The organism is Comamonas composti DSM 21721, from assembly GCF_000429845.1.
Lineage (GTDB): Bacteria > Pseudomonadota > Gammaproteobacteria > Burkholderiales > Burkholderiaceae_C > Comamonas > Comamonas composti.
In genome coordinates, this window is the sequence record NZ_KE386974.1 from 30,063 (window position 1) to 55,473 (window position 25,411).

Below are 25,411 nucleotides of genomic sequence, written 5' to 3' on the forward strand. Positions count from 1 at the left end.
GCTACAGCCTGTTTTTGCTTTACTTCTTGCTGCCGTCGTTGAGCTGGGCCAGGGCAGCATCACCGCCCAGGGACAGCAGGCCGGCGTTCGAGTACACGGCCAGCTTGTCGCGTGTGTCCGAGATGTCCAGGTTGCGCATGGTCAGCTGGCCGATGCGGTCCAGCGGGCTGAAGGGCGCGTCCTCGACCTTTTCCATGGACAGGCGCTCGGGCGCATAGGTCAGGTTCGGCGATTCGGTGTCGAGCAGCGAGTAGTCGTTGCCACGGCGCAGCTCCAGCGTGACGGTGCCGGTCACGGCGCGTGCAATCCAGCGCTGGGCAGTTTCGCGCAGCATGATTGCCTGGGGGTCGAACCAGCGGCCCTGGTACAGCAGGCGGCCCAGACGCAGGCCGTTGATGCGGTACTGCTCGATGGTGTCCTCGTTGTGGATGCCGGTCACCAGGCGCTCGTAGGCGATGTGCAGCAGGGCCATGCCCGGGGCTTCGTAGATGCCGCGGCTCTTGGCTTCGATGATGCGGTTCTCGATCTGGTCGCTCATGCCCAGGCCGTGGCGGCCGCCGATGCGGTTGGCTTCCAGGAAGAATTCCACCGGGTCTTCGATGCGCTTGCCGTTCAAGGCCACGGGGCGGCCTTCTTCGAAGGTCACCGACACTTCCTCGGCCTTGACTTCGACCTCGGGCTTCCAGAACGCCACGCCCATGATGGGGTTGACGATGCGGATGCCGCTGTTCAGGAACTCCAGGTCCTTGGCTTCGTGGGTGGCGCCCAGCATGTTGGAGTCGGTGGAGTAGGCCTTCTCGGCCGACATCTTGTAGCCAAAGCCTTCCTTGGTCATGAAGGCCGACATCTCGGCGCGGCCGCCGAGCTCGTCGATGAACTGTTGGTCCAGCCAGGGCTTGTAGATCTTGAGCGCGGGGTTGGTCAGCAGGCCGTAGCGGTAGAAGCGCTCGATGTCATTGCCCTTGAAGGTCGAGCCGTCCCCCCAGATGTTGACGTCGTCCTCCTTCATCGCGGCCACCAGCATGGTGCCCGTGACGGCGCGGCCCAGCGGGGTGGTGTTGAAGTAGGTGATGCCGCCCGTGGAGACGTGGAAGGCGCCGGCCTGGATGGCGGCAATGCCTTCATTCGCGAGCTGGGTGCGGCAGTCGATGAGGCGGGCCTTTTCAGCGCCGTACTCCATGGCCTTGCGCGGGATCTCGTCGTAGTCCGCCTCGTCGGGCTGGCCCAGGTTGGCCGTGTAGGCATAGGGCAGGGCGCCCTTGTTCTTCATCCAGCGCAGGGCTGCGCTGGTGTCCAGTCCGCCCGAAAAGGCAATGCCGACCTTTTGGCCGACGGGAAGGTTTTGAAGTATGGTTTCCATCGCTCGCTTCTCTTAAAACAATAGCGGCTAGCGCAAGACTGGTAAGCGCTAGAGCCAAAAATAGTGGGTAATCCGGGCTTTCAGGCGTAGTGGCAGATGTAGTGGTAGGTTTCGGCCACGCGGATATCGAATTTGGAGTTGGCCGGGATCTGGAATTTCTCGCCGGGCTCGGACTTGCTCCAGACCTCGGAGCCCTGCAGGCGGTATTCGCAGCTGCCGCCCACGCACTCCATGATTTCGGCAGCGGTCGTGCCAAAACTCAGCTCGGCGGCAAGCACCACGCCCACCGATTTTTTCGTGCCATCGGCCAGGGTGAAGCTGTGGCTCACGCACTTGCCGTCAAAGTAGACATTGGCCTTGGTCGTCAGATTGACGCCGGAGATTTGCTCGGTGGTCATGGAAAGACAAAAAACAGATCGAAGCCTGCGATTCTAGGCCAGTGCCCGCGAGCTGCCGTGCTTGGGGGCCGTAGAAAGAGAAAAGCCCCGCAGGCGGGGCTTGGCGAAGGTCTCGTGCGGGGTCGCAGGTCAGCGGCGCCAGCTATGGCGGTAGCTGCCGTTGTAGCCGCCGTAATAGCGCGGTCCGTAGTAGGGGCGGGAGGCGTAGTAGGTGCCGGCTGCAATGCCGGCGCCTATGAGCATGGGAGCCACGTAGTTGGGGCTGGGGGCTACATATACGGGCGCTGGCGTGTAGTACTCGTTCTGGTAGATCACGGTGGGCGCCGCAGGCTGGGTGGCATAGGCGGCCTGGGGCGGCATGTCGCTGTCGTAGCTGCCATTGCTGGAGTAGGCGCTGCTGTTGGCCGCAGGCTGTACCGAGAGCGCAATCCAGTCGCCGGGAGGTGTGGTGGTGCGCGTGCTGTACTGGCGGCCTGCGTATTCATAGACCACGTCATAGGCCACGGCACGGTTCTGGTAGAAGGTCTGGGTGGTGCAGCGGCGCTGCACCTGGTAGGCGGGCGGGCCGGATGACTCGACCTGGTTGCCCAGGATGGCGCCGCCTATGGCCCCGGCCGCCGTGGCAGCTGCCCGGCCGCCGCCATGGCCTATGGCATTGCCCAGGACGCCGCCGGCCACGGCGCCCAGCACGGCCCCTGCGCCCGAAGGCTGGGGGGCTACGGCCACGGTTTCATCGCGGCAGCTTTGCTCGGGTATGGTCACGACCTGGGTCACGGGAGTGACCGAGATCACGCGGCCGCGCTCCTGGGCCATGGCCAGTGTGGCGGTGGAGACGGACAAGACGGCAATCCAGAGAGATTTCATGATGGCACTCCTGTGCGCCCCGGTCATCGGGCCGCTTGGATAGATCGAGAGTTTAGTCACTTGCCTTTCGCCAAGACTGTCTGGCTTGTAAACCTGGGTAAATCCTTGTCCCCGGCTTATTTCGTGCGGGTTTGCTCCTGCAGCCTGCTCCAGGCCTCGGGCGCAAAGCCCACGCTGATATGTGCATTGGGCCAGCGCACCACGGGGCGCTTGATGACACTGGGCTGCTCCTGCATCAGGGCGACGGCGCCGGCTTCGCTCTGGGCGCTGGCCTGGGTCTCGGCATCGAGCTTGCGCCAGGTCGTGCCCTTGCGGTTGAGCAAGACATCGAGGCCGGCTGCGGCAAGCCATAGCGGCAACTGGTCGGCCGGCACGCCTTGCTTCTTGAAGTCGTGGAATTCGTAGGCCAGGCCTTGCTCGGTCAGCCAGGCCCTGGCTTTTTTCACGGTGTCGCAATTCGGGATGCCGTAAACAGTGATTGCAGCTTGTGTCATATGTTCTGGTGCCTTGAGGGGTTGTGCGCGGCCCGGCCCGTGGGGGCCGGGCGGCTGGGTAACAATAGCGCACAGTATGCACACCACATTCCCCTCTCTGGCTGAATGGCTCTCCTATTGCGAGAGTCTGCACCCCAACAATATTGCCCTGGGCCTGGAGCGCGTGCGCGAAGTGGCGCGCCGCCTGAAGCTCTCCTTCAACTGCCCCGTGATCACCGTGGCCGGCACCAACGGCAAGGGCTCGACCTGTGCCATGCTCGAAGCCGTGGCCTTGCAGGCCGGTTACCGGCCCGGTGTTTTTACCTCGCCCCATCTCGTGCATTTCGAGGAGCGCTGCCGCCTGGGCGGCGAGATTGTTTCGGCCGGGCAGTTGCTGCCGCATTTCGACGCCGTGGAGCAGGCGCGCGTCGAGGGCAGCGAGGTGCAGCTCACGTATTTCGAGTTCACCACGCTGGCCATCCTGCGCATCATGAGCCAGTCCAGGCTCGATCTGGCGATTCTCGAGGTCGGCCTGGGCGGTCGCCTGGATGCAACCAACATCATCGATGCGGACTGTGCGGTCATCACCAGCATAGATGTGGATCACGTGGAGTTTCTGGGCCCCGACCGCGAGAGCATTGGCCGCGAGAAGGCCGGCATCATGCGCGCGGGCCGGCCCGTGGTGGTCAGCGACCCCGTGCCGCCGCAAAGCGTGATCGACCATGCGAGCGCGCTTGGCGCCGACCTGTGGCGCTTTGGGCGTGACTTCAACTTCTCCGGCGACAAGCAGCAATGGGCCTGGGCCGGACGTGGGCGCCGCTATGCGGGCCTGGCCTATCCCGCGCTGCGCGGGGCCAATCAGCTGGTGAATGCCGCAGGCGCGCTGGCCGCGCTGGAGGCGATTCGCCCTCAGTTGCCGATCACGGCCCAGGCCGTGCGCACGGGGCTGTCCATGGTCGAGCTGCCGGGGCGCTTTCAGATCATTCCCGGTCAGCCGGCCCTGGTGCTGGACGTGGCCCACAACCCGCACTCGGTGGCCGCACTCACGGCCAACCTCGATGCCATGGGCTACTTCCCCTGCACGCACGCGGTCTTTGGCGCCATGCATGACAAGGACCTGGCGCCCATGCTGGCCAAGGTGGGGCCGCTCATAGATCGCTGGTATGTGACCAGCCTGCCCACGCCGCGCGCCGAGCCGGCCCGGGAGCTGGCGGCCAAGATAGAGGCCCAGCTCGGCGGGGGGGGGCGTGAGGTAAGCGTTGACTGCTTCGATTCGCCCCAGCAGGCGCTTGATGCTGCCGTGGCGGCGGCCGACCCCGCTGATAGAATCGTGGTCTTTGGCTCGTTCTATACGGTGGGCGGAGTGCTGCTCGATGGCCCGCCGAGGCTGAACGCAAAACATCTGGGCACTTGAACCAAAAGACCCGAAGCCGGCTTGCCCCTTGCGACAAAGGGCCGGGGCCGGGTCTGAACGAGTCCGCAACTCATGGCATTTTTCAATTTTCGCTGGCCCGGTAAAAAAGACGAGGGCGATGAGCCCCAGGCGCCGAGAAGGCCGGCCCGCATGGGTCAGGCCGAGAGCGTGGACGTGATGCGCCGACGCGCTCGCCACCGTCTCATAGGTGCAGCCGTGCTGGTGCTGGTGGGAGTCATAGGCTTTCCGCTGCTGTTCGACACCCAGCCCCGGCCGATTCCCGTGGATATTCCGATCGAGATTCCCGAGCGCGACAACGTGGCGCCTCTTGTCGTGCCCGGTGCGAATGCCATCGGCCACCATGAGGCTGACCAGGGCGCGCGCATTCCGGCCCAGGCCTCTCTGGGCGCGGACGAGGAAGAGCTGACGGTACCCGAGCCCAGGCCCGTGCCTGCGCCGAAACCCGAGCCCAAGCCTGAGGTCAGGCCTGAACCCAAGCCCGAGCCAAAGCCCGAAGTCAAGCCCGAGCCCAGGCCCAAGCCCGAGGTCAAGCCTGAACCCAAGCCCAAGCCGGAACCAAAACCCGAACCCAAGCCTGAGCCAAAACCCGAGCCCAAGCCGAAACCCGAGCCCAAGCCCGACGAGGCGGCCCGGGCGCGGGCCCTGCTCGAAGGCCGCAGCACTCCGGCTGCGACCGAGGCCAACGAGCGCTTCATCGTGCAGGTGGGCGCGTTTGCCGACAGTGCCAAAGTGCAGGAGGTGCGGGCCAAGCTGGAGCTGGCCGGGCTCAAGACTTTTACGCAGTCCGTGGAGACCAAGGATGGCAAGCGCACCCGTGTGCGCGTCGGCCCCTACAACAACCGGGCCGATGCCGACAAGGCGGCGGCGCGTGTGAAGGACCAGGGGCTGCCGGCATCGGTGCTCAAGCTCTAGGCGCTCTAGACCGGACTGCAAAGCTTCATGACCACGCTGGACTGGATTGTGCTGGCAGGGCTGCTGGCCTCCATGCTGCTCGGGGCCTGGCGCGGTCTGGTCTATGAGCTGTTGTCTCTGGCGGGCTGGCTCGTGGCCTTTGGCGTGGCCCGCATCTGGGGCGGCGACATGGGGCTGTGGCTGCCGCTCGAGGCCTGGGATGCGCAGTTGCGCTATGCGGCAGGCTTTGTGCTGCTGTTCGTGCTTACGCTGTTCGCCTGGGGGCTGCTGTCGTGGCTGGCGCGCCAGCTCATCGACGCCGTGGGCCTCAGGCCCGTGGACCGTGCCCTGGGCGCCTTGTTTGGCGCGCTGCGCGGTCTGGTTCTGACCCTGGTCGCAGCCATGGTGATCCTGAGCACGCCGCTGCATGAAGGGCAATGGTGGCAGGATTCGGCATCTGCGCCTTGGCTGCTCGAAGCCGTGACCCAGGTTCTGCCGCAACTGCCTCAGGGCTGGGAACAATATCTGCCCCGCGCCGCAAGGCCGGGATGAAGTTGGAGGGCATGGACGCGGCCAATGGGTGGTCGGGCCGGCCCGCATAGCAAGAGGCGACTCTTGCAAGTAAATGGAACGCAACTATGTGTGGAATCGTCGGTGTGGTCAGCACCTCACCCGTGAATCAACTGATTTATGACGCCTTGCTGCTGTTGCAGCATCGGGGTCAGGATGCGGCCGGCATCGTGACCCAGCAGGAACGCAAGTTCTTCATGCACAAGGCCAAGGGCATGGTCCGCGACGTGTTCCGCACCCGCAATATGCGCGCCCTGCCGGGCACGGTGGGTCTGGGCCAGGTGCGCTATCCCACGGCGGGCAGCGCGGCCAGCGAGGAAGAGGCCCAGCCGTTCTACGTGAACGCGCCCTTCGGCATCGTGATGGTGCACAACGGCAACCTCACCAACGCCAAGCAGTTGCGCCATGAGCTCGCCGAGACCGATCACCGCCACACCAACACCGAGAGCGACTCCGAAGTGCTGCTCAACGTGCTGGCGCATGAAATCGGCAGAGCCTCCAGCGGTGCGCCGCTGACGCCCGACGAGGTCTTCAAGGCCGTACGCGCCGTGCACCAGCGCATCAAGGGCTCGTATGCGGTGATCGCGCTGATCGCAGGCTATGGCCTGCTGGCCTTTCGCGATCCCTTTGGCATCCGTCCGCTGTGCATGGGCAAGAGCGCGGATGGCACTTATATGCTGGCCAGCGAGTCGGTGGCGCTGGAGGGCACGCTGCACCAGTTCGAGCGCGATATTGCGCCCGGCGAGGCCGTGTTCATCGGCAATGACGGCATTCTCCACAGCGAGCAATGCGCTGAGGAGACGCGTTTGAGCCCCTGCGTGTTCGAGTATGTCTATCTGGCGCGACCGGACTCGGTCATGGACGGCATCTCGGTCTACCAGGCGCGTCTGAACATGGGCGAAACCCTGGCCAAGCGCGTGATCTCCACGGTGTCGCCGCGCGAGATCGACGCCATCATCCCGATCCCCGAATCCAGCCGCCCCAGCGCCATGCAACTGGCCCAGCTTCTGGGCATTCCCTATCGCGAAGGCTTTGTGAAGAACCGCTACGTGGGCCGCACCTTCATCATGCCGGGCCAGGGCACGCGCAAGAAGTCGGTGCGCCAAAAGCTCAACGCCATCGGCAGCGAGTTCAAGGGCCGCAAGGTGCTGCTGGTGGATGACTCCATCGTGCGCGGCACGACCTCCAAGGAGATCGTGCAGATGGCGCGCGATGCGGGCGCGGTCAAGGTCTATCTGGCCTCGGCAGCGCCTCCGGTGCGCCACCCGAATGTCTATGGCATCGACATGCCCACGCGCACCGAGCTCGTGGCCCATGGCCGCACGGTGGAAGAAATCCGCGCGGTGATCGGCTGCGATGCGCTGATCTACCAGGACGTGGAGGCCATGAAGCAGGCCGTGGGCAAGATCAACCCGGCGGTGCAGGGCTTCGAGGCCTCGTGCTTCGACGGTGTCTACATCACGGGCGACATCTCCAATGAAGAGGTGACGGCGCTCAACGAAGGCCGCAACCGTGGCGGCGAGGAGGAGCAGGAAGACACCTCGCGCCTGTCCCTGCCCAATGCCCAGGAGGTCTGAGCGCTCCTGCCCTTGCCCGGCTTCTTGAGCCGCGCCGGGGCCATGTGGTCCGGCTGGCGGCGCAGAAACGGGCTGGCCGGGCGCCAGCCCGGGCAAGGCCGCAGGTTGTGAAAAAGGAGCTTGCTGCGCTTGTCCATATTGGTTTTCGATATTAAAGAATAATAAAAACGTTGTAGGGCAAGCGCAGGCAGCTCTCATTTTTGTATATACCTGCTGTTTCCTCGCCAGAGATGGCGTTATTCATCAGCAAGGACTCATCATCGTGACCCATCACACACTGCCGCGGAATCTGCATCCAGAAACTCTTGCCGTGCGCGAAGCCGTGGAGCGCAGCCAATGGGGCGAGCACAGCGAGGCGCTGTATCTGACCAGCAGCTTTGTGCAGCCCGACTGCGCCACGGCCGCGCGCCGCTTCGCCAACGAGGAAGCCGGCTATACCTATAGCCGCACGGCCAATCCCACGGTGGCCAGCTTCGAGCAACGCCTGGCGGCCATGGAGGGCACGGAATGCGCAGTGGGCACGTCCACGGGCATGGGCGCGATCTTGCTCATGGCGCTGACCGTGCTCAAGGCCGGCGACCATGTGGTCTGCTCGCAATCCATGTTCGGCTCCACCATCCGGCTGCTCGGTGGGGAGATGGTGCGCTTCGGCATAGAGACCAGCTTTGTCGCGCAAACCGATGTGGCGGCCTGGAAGGCGGCCATCAGGCCCAATACGCGCCTGCTGTTTGCCGAGACGCCGACCAATCCGCTGACCGACCTGTGCGACATCGAGGCGCTGGCCGGGCTGGCCCATGCCCATGGCGCGCTGCTGGCCGTGGACAACAGCTTTGCTTCGCCCGTGCTGCAGCGGCCCGCCCGGTTCGGGGCCGATCTGATCATTCACTCGGGCACCAAGCTGCTCGACGGCCAGGGCCGGACCATGGGCGGCGCGGTCTGCGGCTCGACCGCCGTGGTGGACAAGATCATGGGCACTTTTCTGCGCAGCGGCGGGCTCAATATTGCGCCCTTCAACGCCTGGGTCATGCTCAAGGGCATGGAGACCCTGGCGCTGCGCGTGCGCGCCCAAAGCGCCGCCGCGCTGGAGCTGGCGCACTGGCTTGAGGCCCATCCGAATGTCACGCGCGTCTACTACCCGGGTCTTGAAAGCCATCCCCAGCATGCACTGGCCATGCGCCAGCAAAACGGCATGGGCGGCCCGGTGCTGTCCTTCGATGTGCTGGGCGAGGGCGCCGAGCAGCTGCGTGCAAATGCCTTTCATGTGGCCGACAGCACGCGTGTGTGTTCGATCACGGCCAACCTCGGCGACGTCAAGACTACCATCACCCATCCGGCCAGCACCTCGCACGGCCGCCTGAGCGAAGACCAGCGCCGCGCCGCCGGCATCGGTCAGGGCTTGCTGCGCATCTCCGTCGGTCTCGAGCACCTGGACGATCTCAAGGCCGATCTTTCCAGGGGGCTGGATACGCTTTCCTGAACTTCTGCGCCGTCTCGCATCTCTTTCCTCGCGGGGGCGATACCAGGAGCATGGACAATCCGCGATGCCTGCGGCCTACGCCGCGCATGGACAAACACAATGACTTTGAAAAAAATACGCACCCGCTTCGCCCCTTCGCCCACGGGTTTCATCCACCTGGGCAATATCCGCTCGGCCCTCTACCCCTGGGCCTTTGCCCGCGCCCATGGTGGCGACTTCATTCTGCGCATCGAGGACACCGACCTGGAGCGCTCCACCCAGGCTTCGGTGGATGTGATCATCGAAGGCATGGAGTGGCTGCAACTGAGTCATGACGAAGGCCCGTTCTACCAAATGCAGCGCATGGACCGCTACAAGGAAGTGCTGGCCACGCTGCAGGAAAAAGGCCATGTCTACCCCTGCTATATGAGCATGGAAGAGCTGGACGCCCTGCGCGAGAAGCAGATGGCGAACAAGGAAAAGCCGCGCTATGACGGGACCTGGCGTCCCGAGCCCGGCAAGGTGCTGCCCCAGATTCCCGAGGGTGTGAAGCCCGTGCTGCGCTTCAAGACGCCCAAGGACGGCGTGGTGGCCTGGGAAGACAAGTGCAAGGGTCGCATCGAGTTCCAGAACTCGGAGCTGGACGATCTGGTGATTGCCCGCCCCGATGGCACGCCCACCTACAACTTCTGCGTCTGCGTGGACGATATGGACATGGCCATCACCCATGTCATCCGTGGTGACGACCATGTGAACAACACGCCGCGCCAGATCCACATCTTCGAGGCCCTGGGCGCCCAGGTGCCGGTGTTTGCCCACCTGCCCACCGTGCTCAACGAGCAGGGCGAAAAGATGAGCAAGCGCAACGGCGCCAAGGCCGTGACGCAGTACCGCGACGAGGGCTATCTGCCCGACGCCATGGTGAACTACCTGGCCCGCCTGGGCTGGAGCCATGGCGACGACGAAATCTTCAGCCGTGCCCAGTTCCTGGAGTGGTTCAATCTGGACCACCTGGGTCGCAGCGCCGGCCAGTTCGACGAGGCCAAGCTGCGCTGGGTGAATGCCCAGCATCTGAAGGCCATGGACGATGTGGCACTGGCCGCACTGGCCAAGCCCTTTGTGCGCAAGGCCGGTGTGGATGCGGCTGCGCTGGAAGCCGACGACCGCCTGGTGCGCATCGTGGCCCTGTTCAAGGACCGCTGCGAAACCCTGGTGGACCTGGCCAACTGGGTCAAGGTGTTTTATGTGGACAGCGTGGAGCGTAATGCCGAGGACTACGCCAAGCATGTGACGCCCGAGGCCCAGGCCGTGCTGGATGCCTTTGCCGCCGCCATGCAAACCGTGGAATGGAGCAAGGAAGCCATTGCCGCCGCCATCAAGCAAGTGCTCAAGGAGCAGGGGGTGAAGATGCCCGTGCTGGCCATGCCCGTGCGCGTTCTGACCGTGGGTACGGCGCATACGCCATCGGTGGATGCGGTGCTGGAATTGCTGGGTTGTGAAAAAATTCTGGCCCGTTTGAAAAACCGTTGAAAATCTGTCTATAATTCGAGGCTCTGCACAACGCGGTTGATTAAAAACAAAAGCGTTGTCGGAAAAGATTTTCGGGGGTATAGCTCAGCTGGGAGAGCGCTTGCATGGCATGCAAGAGGTCATCGGTTCGATCCCGTTTACCTCCACCAAAATTGAAGACGGCGAGCTGCAAAGCCCGCATCGTTCTAGGAATTGACCCTATCGTCTAGAGGCCTAGGACACTACCCTTTCACGGTAGGTACCGGGGTTCGAATCCCCGTAGGGTCGCCAAGTTTGAAGCACTTGTCGCTACAAAATAGCGAGCAAAGCTTTCTGCCAGGAGTGGTAGTTCAGTTGGTTAGAATACCGGCCTGTCACGCCGGGGGTCGCGGGTTCGAGTCCCGTCCACTCCGCCAGTCGCTTGATGAAAAGCGCCTTTGTCTGGAAGGCGCTTTTTTAATCGGCAAGTCCAGGTTTTGACCCTATCGTCTAGAGGCCTAGGACACTACCCTTTCACGGTAGGTACCGGGGTTCGAATCCCCGTAGGGTCGCCAAGTTTGAAGCACTTGTCGCTACAAAATAGCGAGCAAAGCTTTCTGCCAGGAGTGGTAGTTCAGTTGGTTAGAATACCGGCCTGTCACGCCGGGGGTCGCGGGTTCGAGTCCCGTCCACTCCGCCAGTCGCTTGATGAAAAGCGCCTTTGTCTGGAAGGCGCTTTTTTAATCGGCAAGTCCAGGTTTTGACCCTATCGTCTAGAGGCCTAGGACACTACCCTTTCACGGTAGGTACCGGGGTTCGAATCCCCGTAGGGTCGCCAAGTTGCAGCACTTGGCTCGCAAGAGCGCAAAGCTGTCTGCCAGGAGTGGTAGTTCAGTTGGTTAGAATACCGGCCTGTCACGCCGGGGGTCGCGGGTTCGAGTCCCGTCCACTCCGCCAAATCTTGTAAAGCCTCAGAGTTCTTTGCTCTGGGGCTTTTTTTGTTGCCAGCTCGTTCCAGCGCAAATAACGGCTTTTTGCCGGCTGAGCCTGGAAGATCCTGGCCAGCTCTTGGCGCCGTGGGAAAGAGCCCTTGAACACGTTCTAAGATGCAGACATGACCGACCCTCAGCTCCCTACCCATCTCATACACCATCCCTACCAGCCGCCTGCGGGCTTTGTGGCGCCCCAGCCGGCCGTGCACAAGGCGTCGACGGTGATCTTCGAGAACGTGGCCGCCATGCGCGCGCGCCAGTGGCTGGACAAAAGCAGCTATACCTACGGCCTGCATGGCACGCCCACCACGTTCACGCTGGAAGAGCGCCTGTGCGCGCTCGAGGGGGGGCTGCAATGCCTGCTGGTGCCCAGCGGCCTTGCAGCCATTGCCAATGTCTCCCTGAGCCTGCTGCGCACGGGCGAGCACATGCTGCTGCCCGACAACGCCTACGGCCCGAACAAGACTCTGGCTCATGGGGAGCTGGCGCAGTTCGGCATCGGCCACGATGGCTATGACCCCATGAGCATTGACGATCTCGCGGCCAGGATCCGGCCCGAGACGCGCCTGGTCTGGCTGGAGGCCCCGGGCTCGGTGACCATGGAGTTCCCCGATCTGGTGGCCATGGTGCGCCTGTGCCGCGAGCGCGGGCTGATCTGCGTGCTCGACAACACCTGGGGCGCAGGTCTGGCCTTCAGGCCCTTCGATCTGCTGGGCGACGGCGCGCTGGGTGTGGATGCCACCGTGCATGCGCTCACCAAATACCCCAGTGGCGGCGGTGACGTGCTCATGGGCAGCATCATCACGCGCGACCCGGGGCTGGGCATGCGGCTCAAGCTCACCCACATGCGCCTGGGCCTGGGGGTCAGCGGCAACGATGCCGAGACCGTGCTGCGCTCCCTGCCCAGCATCGCACTGCGTTACCAAGCCCAGGACCGCACAGCACGCGCGCTGGCCCGGTGGCTGGCCGAGCAGCCTGCCGTGGCCCAGGTGCTGCACCCGGCCATGCAGGGCTCTCCAGGTCATGCGAGCTGGAAGGCCTTGTGCGGCGGCGACCAGGGTGAGGGCGTGGCGGCCGGCCTGTTCAGCGTGGTCATCGACCCGGCTCACGGGCAAGAGGCCGTGGACCGCTTCTGCGACAGCCTGCAGCTGTTCAAGATCGGCTATAGCTGGGGCGGCCCCATGAGCCTGGTCGTGCCCTACGAGCTGCCCTCCATGCGCGGCTGCGCGACCCCGCAGATCCGTTCCGGCACCGTGGTGCGCTTTGCCATCGGCCTGGAGGCGCAGGCCGATCTGCGCGCCGATCTGCAGCAGGCGCTGACGCAGGCCTTCGGGGCTTGAGGCTGAGTAATAAAAGAGAGCTGTTTGCGCTTGCCATTACTGGGTTTCAGCCATGAATTGGCTTGAGTCTGGCTGTAGTCAAGCGCAACCAGCTCTGTTTTTTGATAGCCATCACCATCCGCCCGCACCTCGGACTTGGTAGTTTCGCCATGGCTGGCCAGAAACTGCTGGGCTAAGTTGCAGCCTGAAAGCGCTTTCGCGCAGCCCAGGAGGTCCGGCATGCAAGCTTCCCCCGACTCGGATGAGCGCCCGCAGCCCGCTGCGCTGCAGGTGCGCCAGCTGACCATGGCCGATCCCTGGCACTGGCTGCGTCTGGGTTGGCGGGATCTGAGGCGGGCGCCGGGCCTGGCCCTGTTCTACGGCGTCTGCTTCTGGTGCATGGCCTGGCTGCTTGCCTGGGTGTTCAGGGCCAGTCCCGAATACACCATGTCCCTGGCCAGCGGCTGTCTGCTGCTGGGCCCATTTCTGGCCATGGGCTTGTATGACGCGAGCCGCCGGCTGGAGCAGGGTCTGGCGCCCGAGCTTTCGAGCTCGCTGACCTGCTGGGACGCGCACATGGCCAGCATGGGCATGCTGGTCATGGTGCTCATCGTGCTGGAGCTGCTGTGGGGGCGTGCCTCCCTGGTGGTGTTTGCGGTGTTCTTCGATACCGGCATGCCCAGCACGGCCAGCGTCATGCAGGTGGTGCTGCGGCGCGAGAACTGGGAGTTTCTTGCGGTCTACACCCTGGTCGGCGCAGCGTTCGCGGGGCTGGTCTTCTCCTGCATGGCTGTGGCCCTGCCGGCCATACTGGACCGTGATACCGATGCGCTCACGGCCTGCATCACCAGCCTGCGTGTGGTCGCGCTCAATGCGGGTGTGATGCTGCAGTGGGGGCTGATGATTACCGTTTTCATCGCGGCAGCCCTGTGGTGGCATGCGCTGGGCCTGCTGCTTGTCGGCCCCTTGCTTGGCTGTGCGAGCTGGCATGCCTACCGCAGCAGCGTGGAGCCAGAGCCCGCGTCGCCGGCAGGGGTTGACTGAGCTTATTTACGCGCTCCTTGCGGCGCCTCAAGCCCTTGCGGATACAGTGAGGCTTTGGCCTTGGATCAACCGCCTGGTTGTAAGGTCTGCAGATGTTAGGAGATTGACACTATGGCAACGCCCAATTATTCGTATGAAAAACGTCAGCGCGAGCTGGCCAAGAAGCAGAAAAAGCTGGACAAGGAAAGAGCCAAGGCCGAGCGCAAGAGCTCTGACGAGGGTGGTCTGGCCCCCGGAGCCGGCCAGGCCGATGCCGCAGCGAGCGCTGGCGAAGCGGGCGAGAGGGCCAGGACCTGAGGGGCTGCATGCGGAGCGGCGCGCCAGCCACTGCATGCGACCCGACGCAGCTGCGCGATTTTCAGGGCTGTTTCAGCAACTTGAGCAACTCGGGCCAGACGTTGTCCAGCATATGGGGCTGGGCATTCGCCTTGGGATGGATGCGGTCGGCCTGGAACCACTGGGCCGTATCTGCAGCGCCCGTATCGCCGATGCCGGCGAGCAAAAACGGCACCAGCCCCGTCTTGTACTGCCGGGCGATCTGCGGAAACAGCTGCTGGAACTGGTTCGTATAGCTGTTGCCATAGTTGGGCGGCACCTGCATGCCCACCAGCAACACCTTGGCACCGGCCTTCTGGCTGGCCTGCACCATGGCTTGCAGATTGGCCTGCGTGCCCTGAGGGCCTTGCAGGGGCAGGCCGCGCAAGGCGTCATTGCCGCCCAGCTCCAGAATGACCACCGAAGGCCTGTGCTGGGCCAGCAGGGCCGGCAGGCGTGAGAGGCCGCCCGAGGTGGTCTCGCCGCTCACGCTGGCGTTGACCACGGCCAGGCTGCGCTGCTGCTCGGCCAGACGCTGCTCCAGCAAGGCCACCCAGCCCGTGCCGCGCGCCAGGCCATACTCGGCGCTCAGCGAATCGCCGAGCACCAGCAAGGGGCCTGCAGGCTTGGCAGCCTGTGCGGACATGCCCAGGCTCAATCCCAGGAGCAGGCTGCCCGCGATAAAGTGGCGGCGTTTCTTCAATTCATACTGCATTTTCTTCAACTCCTTATGTCGCAAACCCTGGCCCAGCCCCTGATAGAAGTCGAGCATGTTTTCAAGTCGGTCAGCGACTCCACGGGAACCCTGGACATTCTGCGTGATATCGATCTGCGCTTTGCGGCGCGTGAAACCGTGGCCATTGTCGGCGCCTCGGGCTCGGGCAAGAGCACGTTGCTGTCGATTCTTGCGGGTCTGGATACGCCCACGCGCGGTACGGTGAGGCTGCAGGGCCAGGATTTGTTCGCGCTCGACGAGGATGCGCGCGCGGCCTTGCGCGCCCAGAAGCTGGGCTTTGTATTCCAGAGCTTTCAGCTGCTGGGCAATATGACGGCGCTGGAGAACGTGATGCTGCCGCTGGAGCTCGCGGGCCGGCGCGATGCGCGCAAGCAGGCTACGGACATGCTGGGCCGCGTGGGTCTGGGCCAGCGCCTGGGCCACTATCCCAAGCTGCTTTCGGGCGGCGAACAGCAGCGCGTGGCACTGGCGCGGGCCTTTGTGGTCGAGCCTGCCGTGCTGCTGGCCGACGAGCCCACGGGAAGCCTGGACTTCGCAACGGGTGAGACCATCATGGAGCTGATGTTTGCGCTCAACCGTGAGCGCGGCACGAGCCTGATCATGGTCACTCATGACCGCAGCATTGCCGGGCGCTGCGAGCGCCGGGTCACGATCGAGGCCGGCAGGGTGGTTTGAGCTGCTGACTCGTTGAGGCGCCAGACGGCTCTCAAACCGCAGGCACGTCCTCGCCCGCACGCCTTTGCGCGGCGCGGCAGGCAGCAGCGGTGAACAGCACATCGGTGGAGGAGTTGAGCGCAGTCTCGGCCGAATCCTGCAGCACGCCGATCACAAAGCCCGCGCCCACCACCTGCATGGCCAGGTCGTGGGGAATGTTGAACAGGCTGCAGGCCAGGGGAATCAGCAGCAGCGAGCCGCCGGCCACGCCCGAGGCGCCACAGGCGCAGATGGCCGACACCACGCACAGCAAAATGGCCGTGGGCAGATCCACGGCAATATTCAGCGTATGCGCGGCAGCCAGGGTCAGCACGCTGATGGTGATGGCCGCACCTGCCATGTTGATGGTCGCTCCCAGGGGGATGGAGATGCTGTAGGTGTCCTCATCCAGATTCAGACGCTTGGCCAGGGCCAGATTGACGGGGATGTTGGCCGCCGAGCTGCGCGTGAAGAAGGCCGTGACCGCGCTCTCGCGCAGGCAGGTCAGCACCAGGGGGTAGGGGTTGCGGCGCGTCTGGGTCCAGACGATGAGCGGATTCACGACCAGTGCCACGATGAGCATGCAGCCCAGCAGCACGGCCAGCAGGTGCGCATAGTCGCGCAGCTTGTCCAGGCCCGACTCCGAGAACGTGCCCGCCACCAGGCCGAAGATGCCCAGGGGCGCGAGCCGTATCACGCCCTGTATGACGCGGGTGATGGCCTGGCCCAGGTCATGCATCACCGCATGCGTGGCTTCGCTGGCATGGCGCAAGGCCAGGCCCAGGGCCACGGCCCAGACCAGAATGCCGATGTAGTTTCCGCTTTCCAGCGCATGCACGGGGTTGTCGAACGCGCTTTGCAAGACGCTGAGCAAGACCTCGCTGATGCGACTGGGCGCGCCCTGCATGGCGGAGGCATTGCTGAACTCGATGCGCGAGGGGAACAGCATGCTGGCCAGCACGGCAATCACTGCCGCGCTGAACGTGCCCACGAGGTAGAGCATGAGCACGGGCTTGAGCTGGGTCGAGCGGCCGGGCTTGTGGTTGCAGGTAGCCGACAACACCAGCAGCAGCACCAGCACCGGGGCCACGGCCTTGAGGGCGGCAATGAACAGCGTGCCCAGCAGGCCGGCCTGGGCTGCGCCCTCGGGCCACAGCCAGGCCAGCAGGCCGCCCGCAGCCAAACCAGTGGCGATTTGCGCCACCAGGCTGGTGCGGGCCATCCAGTCGATGAGATTCTTGAACATGACAAAGAGCAGGTTGAGAGCGGCTGCCATCGCTGGAAGCCGCATGAATGGCGGGCCGAATGCGCTGGACTTGGGGCCAATCCAAGCCATGCCTCGGGCAAGCCGCGCAGTGTAGCGACTGGGGAAAAACCACTGATTTTTGTTTTTTCAATGCAGCGGTGGCTGTGGCCTGTGCGCGGACGCCTGGACGATGGTTATTCAATTCGCAGGATAATCGCGCCCCATGTCGTCTCCCAAAGTTTTGTTCGGCTTTCACGCCGTGGGCGTGCGCCTCAAGACCGCTCCCCAGTCCATCATCGAGATCTATTACGAGGCCACGCGGCGCGATGCGCGCATGCGCCAGTTCCTGGATCGAGCGCGCGAGGCCGGTGCACGCCTGATCGAGGCCGATGCACCGCGCATCGCCAAGCTCGCGGGCAGCCACGGCCATCAGGGCGTGGCCGCGCGTGTCGAGCCCGTGGCACAAATCCACTCGCTGGACGAGTTGCTGGAGCAACTGGAGGCTGATGGCGTGAGCAACCCGCTGCTGCTGGTGCTGGACGGCGTGACCGATCCCCACAATCTTGGCGCCTGCCTGCGCGTGGCCGATGGCGCGGGTGCGCATGCGGTGATCGCGCCCAAGGACCATGCGGTGGGCGTCAATGCCACCGTGGCCAAGGTCGCCAGCGGCGCGGCCGAGACCGTGCCCTATTTCATGGTCACCAATCTGGCGCGCACCCTCAACGAGCTCAAGGAGCGCAATATCTGGATCATAGGCACCAGCGACGATGCGCCCAAAACCCTGTATCAGGTGGACCTCAAAGGCCCGGTAGCCCTGGTGCTGGGTGCCGAGGGCGATGGCATGCGTCAGCTTACGCGCAAGACTTGCGACGAGCTGATTGGCATTCCGATGATGGGGGCGGTCTCCAGCCTGAATGTCTCCGTCGCCAGCGGCGTCTGCCTCTACGAAGCCCTGCGCCAGCGTACCGCTTGATGCAGGCACGGCTCAAGGCCAGAGACGGGGGCAAGGGCCGCCTTCTCGTGTCGTTCCACTGATCCGGGGCAGGTGGCTGCGCAGACTGACTGAGAGCAGTCTCCAGCCCCAGTGTCTGCGTGGCCAGCGCGGGCGGGCGTAACAAAGCAGCCGTCCCCTCTTGTGACGTCACGCTCGGCACATCAGTCCTGATGACCTGGGTATGCGCCGCCCGGATGCCTTCAAGATCGATGCAGGTCTTTTGGGGAGGCTTGCATTACACGATGGATTTCGTGAAGACCAGGGAGGCTCCGAGCGCGATCAGTGCGATACCAATGCCTTTGTCGACAATGCCCTGTCGTTCAAGCATGCGTTGACGCATGGCAGGGGCAGCAAAAAACAGGGCGACAGCACTGAACCAAACCCAATGTGCCAGGGACATGAACAAGCCATAGGCGAAGTTATGACCTAGCGAGCTGTTGGGCTGCACGATTTGCGTATAGGTGGCCACGACGAACAACATGGTCTTTGGATTGAGTGCATTGGTGAAAAAGCCCATCAAGAAGGCGGCGGGCGCTGCAGGTGCTTTGCCCGATGCCTCTTCAAGGGAGAGTGCCGTGTTGTTGCTCAGGGATTTGTAGCCCAGGTAGATGAGATACGCGGCACCTATGAGCTTCATGAGCATGAATGCGGCAGGCGAACTGGCAATCAGCATGGCAATGCCAAAAACGGTGTACATCACATGTACTTGTACGCCGCAGGCGATGCCCAAAGCGGCTAGCAGCCCGATTCGGGGTCCGAAGGCATAGCTGTTGCGGATAACCATCGCAAAGTCGGGGCCGGGACTGATAACGGCCAGGACCGTGATGGTGGCTACGGCCAGCAGTTCATTCATTGGTTGAGTTCCGGGCAGACAGGACGGGAGTCGCGCCGGAGGTTTGGGGTGCGAATATTTTCGAAAGAAATCATCGAAAAATCCTGTTTGGCGATGATTTTGCACAGATTGAGGATTTCTATAGCATGACTTTGATATTGATGTGGTTTTGCTATTTCGGCTGTGGATGCTGTCCTTTTATGCATATATTCCATGATGACTGAGCGATTTTATGAGGCAAATTTTTGAATGGCTCAATTATTAAGGTGTTTAATGGTGCGGAAAAGCGATTTGTTTTGATGTTGATGTGATAGATTTCATCGTGCATATGAAATCACCATCTCTTGCTTCATTTCGATTTTTCGAAGCTGCTGCGCAAACCGGTAGCTTTGTCAAGGCTGCGGAGTCTCTTCACGTCACGCACGGGGCTGTGAGTCGGCAGGTGCGGTTGTTGGAAGAATCGCTGGGCGTAGAGTTGTTCGAGCGACGCAGCCGGGCTATTTTTCTCAATGCAGCGGGACGTTCTCTACACGCTGTTACTCATTCAGTTTTTGAACAGCTTGAAGGCGCGGTGTATCGGCTGCAGCAGATGGCGCAGGGCGAGACGCTTGTCGTTTCATGTGAGCCCACAATAGCCATGAAATGGCTGATCCCCCGGCTTCCTGGCTTTCACAAGAAAAATCCCGATATCCATATTCATCTTGTAGCCGCAGGCGGGCCTATTGATTTCTCGCGCAGTGGCGTGGATGTCGCATTACGTCGCGACGACTTTCACTGGAGTCCCGAAACGTATGCCGTCAAGATATGTGATGAATGGGTGGGACCGGTTAGCCGAAATGAGAAAGCCGCTGGAGCATCGCTGGATGGCGCGAAACTGCTGTATTCCGGGACTCGACCCAAGGCTTGGTCCGCCTGGCAGCGATCGGCTGGTGTCTCATTAAAGGGCAGTAGTCGAGTCGATTATGAGCACTTTTATCTGTGCGTCCAGGCTGCAGTTTCAGGTCTGGGCGTGGCTATGGCATCATTTCTCATGGTGCAAGATGAGTTGCACAACGGGCAATTGCACGCGCCTTACGGTTTTCTACGGGATGGCTCTGCCTACTACCTCTTATCACCGCAGCCATTGGAGCAGAGCGATAAGCACGCACGATTTCAGGAATGGTTAATGCAGGAGGTAAATTCGTGCTTGTCTGCGGTAGATAGTCCAGGGGCGTACGCAGGATCCAGCGCTGTTTGAAAGCCTCTCCAGAAAATACCCATCTATGCCGCAAATCAGCAGCCCATGAAGCCGGTGCGGCCCAAGGCCATGGGCTCGCGAGCAAGAGCCGGCTCCTTCCTCTTTCGGGGGCCGATAAAGCAGCGCCCCAGGATGCTCAAAATCTGTACGTCGCACCGACCAAGGGCCCGCTCATGCTGAAGTCCAGCCGCTGCCCGCCGTCGCGGTAATTGACCTTGAGGTGGCGGTAGCCAAAGGACAGGTAAAGACTGTTTCTGATCTCGTAGTTCAGCGAGGCCATGATCTGCCAGGTGGAGTCCGATCCCACGCCGAAGCCACCGGCGTCCGCATAGACCAGGCTGGACCAGCGCGGGCCCAGGCTGTGATGCCAGCGCGCGGCGAGTATCGGATCGGCAAAGTGCTCACGGCTCTCGAAGCTGCCAAGCCCCGGCACCTGCACCCTGGCCTTGATGTCCCACAGGCGAACGCCGGCCATGAGATCCAGGCTGGAGCCGGTGCCCAGTGGGCGGTTGATGCCGCCGGTCAGCGTGAGCGCGGTCTGGCGCAGCCTGGTATTGGCCGTGAGGCCCAGGGGCAGGGAGGCCTTGTCGGACACCGAGGCATAGCTCAGATCACCTTGCAGCACATACTGGCCCTGGCGCGCCGTGCCCGAGAGAAACAGGGCGGCATCCAGATTGGACAGCAGCTCCGAAAAGGACTCGTTCACATGGGCGGTAGGCGAGTTCGCGAGAGGACGCAGATGGCCGTTCATGCCCGTCATCCACAGGTAGGGCGTGAGCTGGTAGCGCCAGCCATTGCCGCCCTGGTCTGTCTGGTCGGCATGTGCCGAGGTGGTGGTCGCCGTGGCGCAAACGGCCAGCAGGGACAGGCCTGCCGCGTAGAGGTGTTTCATGGCTTGGGTACTTGTGGTGATGTTCTTGTGGTTCAGAGCGTGTTCTTGTGGATCTTGCCGTCCTTCATGATGAGGCGCAGGTTCTTTTCGGGATCGGCAAGAAAGTCCAGGCTGCGCACGGGGTCGCCATCGGCCACCAGGATGTCGGCATAGGCGCCGGGCGCGATGCGGCCCAGCGCATGGGGGTAGGGGTTGCGCGCGCCCGAGAGGGCCAGCAGTTCGCCGTTTCTGCCCGTGCCCTGGTGCAGTACGGTGAGCGGGTCGTAAAAGCGCGTGAGCTTGGCCAGTTGCTTGCCCTGGGTCTGGGCCGTCTTGGCGTTGAACAGCACGTCCGTGCCCCAGCCGGTCTTGATGCCGTATTTCTGCGCCATCTCATAGGCCTTGACCGTGCCCTGAGCCACCTGGCGCTGGCTTTCGCGGCGCGCGGCATCGGGGTAGGTGTTGCTGTCCTCGTCCTGCAAGAAGGGCTGCAGGCTCCACCACACGCCCTCATCACGCATCAGGCGCACGGACTCTTCATCGGCCAGCTGACCGTGCTCTATGCTTTTCACGCCCGCACGGATGGCGCGCTGTATGCCCTTGGGCGTGTAGACATGGGCCATCACATAGGTGTTCCAGTCGGTTGCGGCCTCGACGCCGGTGCGCAGCTCGCGCTCGGAAAACTGCGTGCTGTCCAGCGGGTCGTAGAGCGAGGCCACGCCGCCGCCGGCCAGCATCTTGATCTGCGTGGCGCCGAGCATGAGCTGCTCGCGCACGCGGCGCAGCACCTCGGCTTCGCCGTCCGCAATCATGGCCACGCCCAGATTCTCGACCTGGGCCAGCGGGCCGTTGGCTGCGCGCGGCACATCGCTGCGCATGCGAAAGTCGCCATGGCCCGAGGTCTGGGAGATCATGGCGCCGCTGGGGTAGATGCGCGGGCCTGCAACCATGCCCTCGTCGATGGCGCGCTTGAGCGCATAGGCCGGCCCGCCCGCATCGCGCACCGAGGTGAAGCCGCGCATCAGCGTGCGCTGCGCCTCCTGGGCGGCGGCCAGGTAGAGGTAGCCCACGTCGGCCGTCATGGCCACCATCTGGGGAATGGCGGCCATCATGGTGTGCCAGTGGGCATCGATGAGGCCGGGCATGAGCAGCTTGCCCTGGCAGTCAATGATCTGGGCGCCTTCCACGCTTTCGCCGGCGGCGGGCAGGGCGGCAATGGTCCTGCCCTGGACCAGGACGTTGAGGCCGTTCTTCACGCTCTTGCCCGAGCCGTCGAACAGGCGCAGATTGGTCAGCAGCAGCGGCCTGTCGGAGGACTTGGGCTGGCCCTGGCTCGCGCTGCCCGTGCTCTGGGCCTGTGCAAAAGGCGCCATGGTGGCGGCCACGCCGCCGAGAAACATGCGGCGCGACATGTCGGCCATGATCTTGCGGTACAGCAGCTCGCAGACCACGCTGCCGCAGTTGCAGGCTCGGGCGCGTATGGGGCCGGTTTTCCAGGACAGGTGATGTGTTTGGGCAAGCGCTTGCGCCATGGGCGGCTCCTCTGTGGCAGGCACGCAAAGGTGCTGCGATGTATGTGATTGTAAATTCGTGCGTAGAGATCGTGAACACGCTCTGAGACGACGTCGCAGAGCATAGGGCGGGCCTGCGCGGCTTCATGTAGGTCAAGTTCCTTCCAGCAAAGCCCGTCCGGGCCGCTGCGAAATTTCCTGATCGAGATCAATTCGTGGCCATCCCGTGCTGTGCTGGAGCGGCGGCGTTTTGCGGCCCCGGGTGGCTGCGCAGACCCTGCTTGTCGGTTATGGTGGCGGGTTGCGGCAAGGCCCGTGGCCGGGCCGCAGACTCGTCGAATCCAAGGAGCAACACAGACAATGACGCAGAACAACAACGAGGTGCTGGCCGAAGTGCGTGGCCAGCTGGGAATGATCACGCTCAACCGTGCCAAGGCCCTGAATGCCCTGTCCCTGGGCATGGTGCGCGATCTGCTGGCCACGCTGCTGGCATGGCAAAAGGACGAGCGCGTGCTGGCGGTGGCGATTCGCGGCACGGGCAAGAACGGGCCTTTTGGCGCGTTCTGCGCTGGCGGCGACATCCGCTTCCTGCATGCGGCAGGCAGCAGCGGCAATCCCGAGCTTGAGGATTTCTTCACCGAGGAATACGCGCTCAACCACCTGATCCACGCCTTCGGCAAGCCCTACATCGCCTTCATGGACGGCATCGTCATGGGCGGTGGCATGGGCATCAGCCAGGGCGGCACGCTGCGCCTGGTCACCGGGAGCACCAAGATGGCCATGCCCGAGACGGCCATCGGCCTGTTCCCCGATGTGGGCGGCGGCTACTTCCTCTCGCGCTGCCCGGGTCGTGCGGGCGAGTGGCTGGCCCTGACCGGCGACACGATCGGTGCAGCCGATGCGCTGGCCCTGAATCTGGCCGATGCCCATCTGCCCGCCGAGCAGCAGGCCGATGTGTGGGAGGCGCTGGCCTCGGGCAGCTTCAAGAATGCGGCCGAGATCGAGGCCCTGGTCCGCTCACGCTGCACGCCAGCAGGCGAGCCCGCGCTGACCCCGGAGGTCCGCGCCGAGATCGACCGCTATTTCGCCCTGCCCACGGTGGCGGCCATGATCGAGGCGCTGGAGGCCGAGGGCGCGAGCGAATGGGCCGCAAAGCAGGCGGCCACGCTGCGCAAGCGCTCGCCGCTGATGCTGCATGTGGTGCTGGAGCAGATCCGCCGTGCGCGCAACATGGACCTGGCCGAGGATTTGCGCATGGAGCGCGACATGGTGCGTCACTGCTTTTACCTGCGTCCCGGCGCGAGCGAGACCGTGGAGGGTATACGCGCCCTGGCCGTGGACAAGGACCACAGCCCCAGGTGGAGCCCGGCGCGCATCGAGGACGTGAGTGAGGGCGAGTGGCAGGCCTTCTTCGACAGCCCCTGGCCCGCGCATTCCCATCCGCTGGCCATGCTCAAGGACTGAAGCTAGCGAAAAAATGAGCTGCCAGCGCTTGCCTCTGCTGGATTTCAGGTTCAAAACAATCTGAAATCAATACAGGGCAGGCGCTGGCAGCTCTTGTTTTTGCTGTGCCGCCGATCAGCGGTTGCGGCTTTTCATCGCGCGCTCGACCTCGCGCTTGCCTTCGCGCTCCTTGATCACATCGCGCTTGTCGTGCTCGGCCTTGCCCTTGGCCAGCGCGATATCGCATTTGACCAGGCCGTTCTTCCAGTGCAGGTTGACAGGCACCAGGGTGTAGCCCTTTTGCTCGACCTTGCCGATGAGGCGCAGTATGTCGTCCTTCTTCATGAGCAGCTTCTTGATGCGTGCGGCATCGGGGCTCACATGGGTGGAAGCGGTCTTGAGCGGGTTGATCTGGCAGCCCAGCAGGAATAGCTCGCCGTTCTTGATGACCACATAGCCATCGGTGAGCTGTACCTTGCCGCTGCGCAGGGCCTTGACCTCCCAGCCGTGCAGCACCATGCCGGCTTCGTGGCGTTCCTCGAAGAAATAATTGAAGATCGCTTTTTTGTTTTCCGCTATGCGCGAGGGTGTATCTGGTTTTTTTGCCATGGATGTTGAGGGTGGGTATGCCGCATTGTCCGGGCACTACCTACAATCGGGTGTCTGCTCCCGTAATGGAGCGATTCTAGTTTCTCCCGATCCTTCTGGTTCCCAAGCCTGGTGAATGACCTGCCGAATGGTCCACGGCTTACGCAAACCCGGTTGAGGCAAGCTGCCGCTGCCATGATGCAGGCCAAGTCTTGCCGACCCTTGTGCGTGAGTCCTGTGACCCCTGGCAGGAGCCAAAGTCAGGCTCGCCCTGCATGAAAAGTCTCAACAAATCCGTCCTCATCTGGTACAGCCCCGAAGAAATGTTTGCCCTGGTAGCCGATGTGGCGAGCTACCCCGAATTCCTGCCCTGGTGCTCGCATGCGAGCGTGCTCGAGCAGGATGAACAGGGCATGACGGCCGAGGTGGGCATGTCCATGGGCGGCTTGCGCAAGTCCTTTGTGACGCGCAACGTGCACGAGGGCAAGCACACCATACGCATGCGCCTGGTCAAGGGCCCGTTCTCGCGGCTGGAGGGGCACTGGATCTTCCACCTCGTGGGCGACGGCTCGCAGCGTGCCTGCAAGGTCGAGCTGCAACTCGACTACGGCTTTGACAGCGCAACCCTGGGCGCGCTCATAGGCCCGATCTTCGACCGCATCGCGGGCAGCCTGGTCGATGCCTTCATCCAGCGCGCCGAGAAAGTCTATGGCTGAGGGGCAGGGCGCGTTGCAGGTCACGCTGGCGCGCTCGCCGGGCCCGGGCCAGGTGGAGGAGCTGCAACTGCAGTTGCCGGCCGGCGCCACGCTCGGCGATGCCCTGCAGGCTGCGGGCTGGAGTCATGAAGGTCAGGCGGTCGGCGTCTGGGGCAGGGTGGGGGAGCCGGGCCAGCTGCTGCAGCCGGGCGACAGGGTGGAGATCTACCGCCCGCTGACCGTGGATCCCAAGGAAGCGCGCCGCACCCGCTTCGCGCGGCAGGGCGCACGTACCTCGGGGCTGTTTGCCAAGCGCAGGCCCAACAGCAAGCCCGGGTACTGAGAACGTGTTCACGTTCCGAGAGCCGCGGCGGGCTCTCGAT

Annotated in this window: 25 protein-coding genes and 7 tRNA genes; 22 read left to right on the forward strand and 10 right to left on the reverse strand. The window is 63.4% G+C overall.

Annotated elements, in window-relative coordinates; all coding sequences use genetic code 11:
- Window positions 1–19 precede the first annotated feature (19 nt).
- The 4 genes from argG to G486_RS0120340 all read right to left on the reverse strand — a co-directional run bounded on the left by argG (window position 20) and on the right by G486_RS0120340 (window position 3,116).
- Window positions 20–1,360, reverse strand: a complete 1,341-nt coding sequence (argG, locus tag G486_RS0120325; protein WP_027017186.1) for an argininosuccinate synthase — start codon at window positions 1,358–1,360, stop codon at window positions 20–22.
- Between the two features lie 80 nt (window positions 1,361–1,440).
- Window positions 1,441–1,758: a pyrimidine/purine nucleoside phosphorylase gene (ppnP, locus tag G486_RS0120330; protein ID WP_027017187.1), complete on the reverse strand. Its 318-nt coding sequence runs from the start codon at window positions 1,756–1,758 to the stop codon at window positions 1,441–1,443.
- Between the two features lie 129 nt (window positions 1,759–1,887).
- Entirely contained in the window at window positions 1,888–2,622 is a 735-nt protein-coding gene (locus tag G486_RS0120335) for a glycine zipper 2TM domain-containing protein (RefSeq protein WP_027017188.1), read from the reverse strand.
- A gap of 116 nt (window positions 2,623–2,738) precedes the next feature.
- Window positions 2,739–3,116 (reverse strand): ArsC family reductase, encoded by a 378-nt coding sequence (locus G486_RS0120340; protein WP_027017189.1) that lies wholly within the window; start codon window positions 3,114–3,116, stop codon window positions 2,739–2,741.
- Window positions 3,117–3,192: 76 nt separating this feature from the next.
- On the opposite strand from G486_RS0120340, the gene folC reads away from it, so the two are divergent.
- The 16 genes from folC to G486_RS0120430 all read left to right on the forward strand — a co-directional run bounded on the left by folC (window position 3,193) and on the right by G486_RS0120430 (window position 14,164).
- On the forward strand, window positions 3,193–4,509 hold the full coding sequence (gene folC / locus G486_RS0120345) for a bifunctional tetrahydrofolate synthase/dihydrofolate synthase (RefSeq protein WP_027017190.1): 1,317 nt from the start codon (window positions 3,193–3,195) through the stop codon (window positions 4,507–4,509).
- A 72-nt stretch (window positions 4,510–4,581) separates the two neighbouring features.
- Window positions 4,582–5,442: an SPOR domain-containing protein gene (locus G486_RS0120350; RefSeq protein ID WP_027017191.1), complete on the forward strand. Its 861-nt coding sequence runs from the start codon at window positions 4,582–4,584 to the stop codon at window positions 5,440–5,442.
- Between the two features lie 27 nt (window positions 5,443–5,469).
- Window positions 5,470–5,973, forward strand: coding sequence for a CvpA family protein (locus G486_RS0120355; protein WP_027017192.1), 504 nt, complete (start codon window positions 5,470–5,472; stop codon window positions 5,971–5,973).
- An 86-nt stretch (window positions 5,974–6,059) separates the two neighbouring features.
- Window positions 6,060–7,568, forward strand: coding sequence for an amidophosphoribosyltransferase (gene purF / locus G486_RS0120360; protein ID WP_027017193.1), 1,509 nt, complete (start codon window positions 6,060–6,062; stop codon window positions 7,566–7,568).
- Window positions 7,569–7,830: 262 nt separating this feature from the next.
- Window positions 7,831–9,045 (forward strand): O-succinylhomoserine sulfhydrylase, encoded by a 1,215-nt coding sequence (locus G486_RS0120370; RefSeq protein WP_027017194.1) that lies wholly within the window; start codon window positions 7,831–7,833, stop codon window positions 9,043–9,045.
- Between the two features lie 99 nt (window positions 9,046–9,144).
- A complete protein-coding gene (gene gltX, locus G486_RS0120375) occupies window positions 9,145–10,554 on the forward strand; it encodes a glutamate--tRNA ligase (RefSeq protein ID WP_027017195.1) in 1,410 nt (469 codons plus the stop codon).
- Window positions 10,555–10,627: 73 nt separating this feature from the next.
- Window positions 10,628–10,703 (forward strand) — tRNA-Ala (locus G486_RS0120380).
- A 45-nt stretch (window positions 10,704–10,748) separates the two neighbouring features.
- A tRNA-Glu gene (locus tag G486_RS0120385) sits at window positions 10,749–10,824 on the forward strand.
- Between the two features lie 48 nt (window positions 10,825–10,872).
- Window positions 10,873–10,949: transfer RNA gene (locus G486_RS0120390), tRNA-Asp, on the forward strand.
- A gap of 62 nt (window positions 10,950–11,011) precedes the next feature.
- Window positions 11,012–11,087: transfer RNA gene (locus tag G486_RS0120395), tRNA-Glu, on the forward strand.
- A 48-nt stretch (window positions 11,088–11,135) separates the two neighbouring features.
- Window positions 11,136–11,212: transfer RNA gene (locus G486_RS0120400), tRNA-Asp, on the forward strand.
- A 62-nt stretch (window positions 11,213–11,274) separates the two neighbouring features.
- Window positions 11,275–11,350, forward strand: a tRNA-Glu gene (locus tag G486_RS0120405).
- Window positions 11,351–11,392: 42 nt separating this feature from the next.
- A tRNA-Asp gene (locus G486_RS0120410) sits at window positions 11,393–11,469 on the forward strand.
- A gap of 157 nt (window positions 11,470–11,626) precedes the next feature.
- On the forward strand, window positions 11,627–12,844 hold the full coding sequence (locus G486_RS0120415) for a PLP-dependent transferase (RefSeq protein WP_027017196.1): 1,218 nt from the start codon (window positions 11,627–11,629) through the stop codon (window positions 12,842–12,844).
- A gap of 219 nt (window positions 12,845–13,063) precedes the next feature.
- Window positions 13,064–13,867, forward strand: a complete 804-nt coding sequence (locus G486_RS0120425; RefSeq protein WP_027017197.1) for a DUF2189 domain-containing protein — start codon at window positions 13,064–13,066, stop codon at window positions 13,865–13,867.
- Window positions 13,868–13,978: 111 nt separating this feature from the next.
- Window positions 13,979–14,164, forward strand: coding sequence for a hypothetical protein (locus tag G486_RS0120430; RefSeq protein ID WP_027017198.1), 186 nt, complete (start codon window positions 13,979–13,981; stop codon window positions 14,162–14,164).
- Between the two features lie 61 nt (window positions 14,165–14,225).
- Here the strand turns inward: G486_RS0120430 and G486_RS0120435 are convergent, their stop codons facing one another.
- Complete coding sequence (locus G486_RS0120435) at window positions 14,226–14,897, reverse strand: arylesterase (protein ID WP_027017199.1); 672 nt, start codon at window positions 14,895–14,897, stop codon at window positions 14,226–14,228.
- 15 nt (window positions 14,898–14,912) lie between these two features.
- On the opposite strand from G486_RS0120435, the gene G486_RS0120440 reads away from it, so the two are divergent.
- Window positions 14,913–15,593, forward strand: a complete 681-nt coding sequence (locus G486_RS0120440; protein ID WP_027017200.1) for an ABC transporter ATP-binding protein — start codon at window positions 14,913–14,915, stop codon at window positions 15,591–15,593.
- Between the two features lie 31 nt (window positions 15,594–15,624).
- Here the strand turns inward: G486_RS0120440 and sstT are convergent, their stop codons facing one another.
- Window positions 15,625–16,857, reverse strand: coding sequence for a serine/threonine transporter SstT (sstT, locus tag G486_RS0120445; RefSeq protein ID WP_027017201.1), 1,233 nt, complete (start codon window positions 16,855–16,857; stop codon window positions 15,625–15,627).
- Between the two features lie 223 nt (window positions 16,858–17,080).
- On the opposite strand from sstT, the gene rlmB reads away from it, so the two are divergent.
- Window positions 17,081–17,830: a 23S rRNA (guanosine(2251)-2'-O)-methyltransferase RlmB gene (gene rlmB / locus G486_RS0120450; RefSeq protein WP_027017202.1), complete on the forward strand. Its 750-nt coding sequence runs from the start codon at window positions 17,081–17,083 to the stop codon at window positions 17,828–17,830.
- A 256-nt stretch (window positions 17,831–18,086) separates the two neighbouring features.
- Here the strand turns inward: rlmB and G486_RS0120455 are convergent, their stop codons facing one another.
- Window positions 18,087–18,704, reverse strand: a complete 618-nt coding sequence (locus G486_RS0120455; protein WP_027017203.1) for a LysE family translocator — start codon at window positions 18,702–18,704, stop codon at window positions 18,087–18,089.
- Between the two features lie 286 nt (window positions 18,705–18,990).
- Between G486_RS0120455 and G486_RS23820 the strand changes: the two genes are divergently transcribed.
- Window positions 18,991–19,920, forward strand: coding sequence for a LysR substrate-binding domain-containing protein (locus G486_RS23820; RefSeq protein WP_245587382.1), 930 nt, complete (start codon window positions 18,991–18,993; stop codon window positions 19,918–19,920).
- 136 nt (window positions 19,921–20,056) lie between these two features.
- Here G486_RS23820 and G486_RS0120465 read toward each other — a convergent pair whose 3' ends face one another.
- Together G486_RS0120465 and G486_RS0120470 are read right to left on the reverse strand one after the other, a co-directional pair.
- Window positions 20,057–20,812 (reverse strand): outer membrane beta-barrel protein, encoded by a 756-nt coding sequence (locus G486_RS0120465; RefSeq protein WP_027017205.1) that lies wholly within the window; start codon window positions 20,810–20,812, stop codon window positions 20,057–20,059.
- A 32-nt stretch (window positions 20,813–20,844) separates the two neighbouring features.
- Complete coding sequence (locus G486_RS0120470) at window positions 20,845–22,323, reverse strand: metal-dependent hydrolase family protein (RefSeq protein WP_027017206.1); 1,479 nt, start codon at window positions 22,321–22,323, stop codon at window positions 20,845–20,847.
- Between the two features lie 339 nt (window positions 22,324–22,662).
- On the opposite strand from G486_RS0120470, the gene G486_RS0120475 reads away from it, so the two are divergent.
- The gene (locus G486_RS0120475; RefSeq protein WP_027017207.1) at window positions 22,663–23,766 is read left to right on the forward strand and encodes an enoyl-CoA hydratase/isomerase family protein; all 1,104 of its coding nucleotides are present in this window, start codon (window positions 22,663–22,665) and stop codon (window positions 23,764–23,766) included.
- Between the two features lie 114 nt (window positions 23,767–23,880).
- On the opposite strand, the gene smpB is transcribed toward G486_RS0120475, so the two are convergent.
- Window positions 23,881–24,354 (reverse strand): SsrA-binding protein SmpB, encoded by a 474-nt coding sequence (gene smpB, locus G486_RS0120480; RefSeq protein WP_027017208.1) that lies wholly within the window; start codon window positions 24,352–24,354, stop codon window positions 23,881–23,883.
- A 254-nt stretch (window positions 24,355–24,608) separates the two neighbouring features.
- Here smpB and G486_RS0120485 point away from each other — a divergent pair, with 254 nt between their 5' ends.
- Window positions 24,609–25,049, forward strand: a complete 441-nt coding sequence (locus G486_RS0120485) for a type II toxin-antitoxin system RatA family toxin (protein WP_027017209.1) — start codon at window positions 24,609–24,611, stop codon at window positions 25,047–25,049.
- Window positions 25,042–25,371 (forward strand): RnfH family protein, encoded by a 330-nt coding sequence (locus G486_RS0120490; RefSeq protein WP_027017210.1) that lies wholly within the window; start codon window positions 25,042–25,044, stop codon window positions 25,369–25,371. The genes G486_RS0120485 and G486_RS0120490 overlap by 8 nt, the downstream gene beginning before the upstream one ends.
- The last annotated feature ends 40 nt before the right edge of the window (window positions 25,372–25,411 follow it).

Excerpts from the sequence above, each read along its gene's own strand:
- argG (WP_027017186.1), bottom strand. The coding sequence starts at position 1,360 with ATGGAAACCATACTTCAAAACCTTCCCGTCGGCCAAAAGGTCGGCATT.
- ppnP (WP_027017187.1), bottom strand. The coding sequence starts at position 1,758 with ATGACCACCGAGCAAATCTCCGGCGTCAATCTGACGACCAAGGCCAAT.
- G486_RS0120335 (WP_027017188.1), bottom strand. The coding sequence starts at position 2,622 with ATGAAATCTCTCTGGATTGCCGTCTTGTCCGTCTCCACCGCCACACTG.
- G486_RS0120340 (WP_027017189.1), bottom strand. The coding sequence starts at position 3,116 with ATGACACAAGCTGCAATCACTGTTTACGGCATCCCGAATTGCGACACC.
- folC (WP_027017190.1), top strand. The coding sequence starts at position 3,193 with ATGCACACCACATTCCCCTCTCTGGCTGAATGGCTCTCCTATTGCGAG.
- G486_RS0120350 (WP_027017191.1), top strand. The coding sequence starts at position 4,582 with ATGGCATTTTTCAATTTTCGCTGGCCCGGTAAAAAAGACGAGGGCGAT.
- G486_RS0120355 (WP_027017192.1), top strand. The coding sequence starts at position 5,470 with ATGACCACGCTGGACTGGATTGTGCTGGCAGGGCTGCTGGCCTCCATG.
- purF (WP_027017193.1), top strand. The coding sequence starts at position 6,060 with ATGTGTGGAATCGTCGGTGTGGTCAGCACCTCACCCGTGAATCAACTG.
- gltX (WP_027017195.1), top strand. The coding sequence starts at position 9,145 with ATGACTTTGAAAAAAATACGCACCCGCTTCGCCCCTTCGCCCACGGGT.
- G486_RS0120415 (WP_027017196.1), top strand. The coding sequence starts at position 11,627 with ATGACCGACCCTCAGCTCCCTACCCATCTCATACACCATCCCTACCAG.
- G486_RS0120425 (WP_027017197.1), top strand. The coding sequence starts at position 13,064 with ATGCAAGCTTCCCCCGACTCGGATGAGCGCCCGCAGCCCGCTGCGCTG.
- G486_RS0120430 (WP_027017198.1), top strand. The coding sequence starts at position 13,979 with ATGGCAACGCCCAATTATTCGTATGAAAAACGTCAGCGCGAGCTGGCC.
- G486_RS0120435 (WP_027017199.1), bottom strand. The coding sequence starts at position 14,897 with ATGCAGTATGAATTGAAGAAACGCCGCCACTTTATCGCGGGCAGCCTG.
- G486_RS0120440 (WP_027017200.1), top strand. The coding sequence starts at position 14,913 with ATGTCGCAAACCCTGGCCCAGCCCCTGATAGAAGTCGAGCATGTTTTC.
- sstT (WP_027017201.1), bottom strand. The coding sequence starts at position 16,857 with ATGTTCAAGAATCTCATCGACTGGATGGCCCGCACCAGCCTGGTGGCG.
- rlmB (WP_027017202.1), top strand. The coding sequence starts at position 17,081 with ATGTCGTCTCCCAAAGTTTTGTTCGGCTTTCACGCCGTGGGCGTGCGC.
- G486_RS0120455 (WP_027017203.1), bottom strand. The coding sequence starts at position 18,704 with ATGAATGAACTGCTGGCCGTAGCCACCATCACGGTCCTGGCCGTTATC.
- G486_RS0120465 (WP_027017205.1), bottom strand. The coding sequence starts at position 20,812 with ATGAAACACCTCTACGCGGCAGGCCTGTCCCTGCTGGCCGTTTGCGCC.
- G486_RS0120470 (WP_027017206.1), bottom strand. The coding sequence starts at position 22,323 with ATGGCGCAAGCGCTTGCCCAAACACATCACCTGTCCTGGAAAACCGGC.
- G486_RS0120475 (WP_027017207.1), top strand. The coding sequence starts at position 22,663 with ATGACGCAGAACAACAACGAGGTGCTGGCCGAAGTGCGTGGCCAGCTG.
- smpB (WP_027017208.1), bottom strand. The coding sequence starts at position 24,354 with ATGGCAAAAAAACCAGATACACCCTCGCGCATAGCGGAAAACAAAAAA.
- G486_RS0120485 (WP_027017209.1), top strand. The coding sequence starts at position 24,609 with ATGAAAAGTCTCAACAAATCCGTCCTCATCTGGTACAGCCCCGAAGAA.
- G486_RS0120490 (WP_027017210.1), top strand. The coding sequence starts at position 25,042 with ATGGCTGAGGGGCAGGGCGCGTTGCAGGTCACGCTGGCGCGCTCGCCG.